Genomic DNA, 1,133 nt, shown 5'->3' with positions numbered 1-1,133 from the left:
AATCACCCGAAACTACACAAAACATGCTGAAGGCTCTGTCCTGGTTGAGTTTGGCGACACCAAAGTTATCTGTACTGCCTCAATAGACGAAAATGTACCCCGCTTCCTAAAAGGTGAAGGACAAGGTTGGTTAACCGCTGAATATGGCATGCTGCCTCGCTCTACCGGTTCACGTATGATCCGTGAAGCAGCAAAGGGTAAACAAACAGGTCGTACCGTCGAAATTCAGCGTCTAATCGGTCGCTCATTACGCGCCGCTGTTGATATGAAAGCACTCGGCGAACGCACCATTCAAATCGATTGCGATGTTATCCAGGCAGATGGCGGTACTCGTACAGCGTCTATCTCTGGGGGCTGCGTGGCACTCATGGACGCTCTTCAAGGCTTGGTAGATGCAGGAAAACTGAAAGAAATCCCGCTAAAGCAAAAGATNGCGGCGATTTCTGTAGGCATCTACAAAGGTACACCCGTTCTCGACTTGGACTACCCGGAAGACTCAGAAGCAGAAACTGATATGAACGTGATCATGACTGACAAAGGCGGCTTTATCGAAATTCAGGGCACTGCTGAAGGTGAAGCGTTTGAAGAGTCCGAATTTAATGCCATGTTAGCACTAGCGAAGAAAGGCATTAACGAGATATTTGAGTTGCAGGAAGCAGCGCGAAACTCGTAAAGAAAGCCTAGAATAAAAAAAGGGATGGTAGCAACCATCCCTTTTTTATTTCTAATCACCGAAACTACATAATCACGTCGTAGTCGATAATAACAGGTGCGTGATCCGAGAAGCGCGTGTCCATATCAATAAAACCATCTTCGATAACGTTACGCATCATCTGGGTCGTGATCTGATAATCTGTTCGCCAGCCTGCATTCTTTCGCCAACCCTTGGCCCACTCTGGCCACCAGGTATATTGATTTCTTTCAACATTCACATGGCGGAACGCATCAACATAACCAAAGTCATCGAAAACCGTATCGAACCAGTCTCGCTCATGCGCTTTAAAGCCACTCACGTCCATCTCATGGTATTTTTTGCTCGCATCTGTCACCAAATGCGCGGAATTGAAACTGCCCGCAAAAATGAACTGACGACGCTTACGGAGAGTTTTTTCCAGATGGCTTTGAAACGCGTC

General features: G+C 47.0%; 2 protein-coding genes. One reads left to right on the top strand and one right to left on the bottom strand.

The window, feature by feature from the left end; genetic code table 11:
- The first annotated feature begins 1 nt into the window (after position 1).
- Complete coding sequence (gene rph / locus A3766_RS24965; RefSeq protein WP_156509121.1) at positions 2-673, top strand: ribonuclease PH; 672 nt, start codon at positions 2-4, stop codon at positions 671-673.
- 64 nt (positions 674-737) lie between these two features.
- Here the strand turns inward: rph and A3766_RS24960 are convergent.
- A partial coding sequence (locus tag A3766_RS24960) for an exodeoxyribonuclease III (RefSeq protein WP_255375836.1) occupies positions 738-1,133 on the bottom strand: 396 nt, incomplete at its 5' end.

The sequence above is a fragment of the Oleiphilus sp. HI0132 genome (assembly GCF_001635845.1).
The sequence above is the reverse complement of the archived record's forward strand: the minus strand, read 5'-3'. Positions and strand labels throughout refer to the sequence as shown.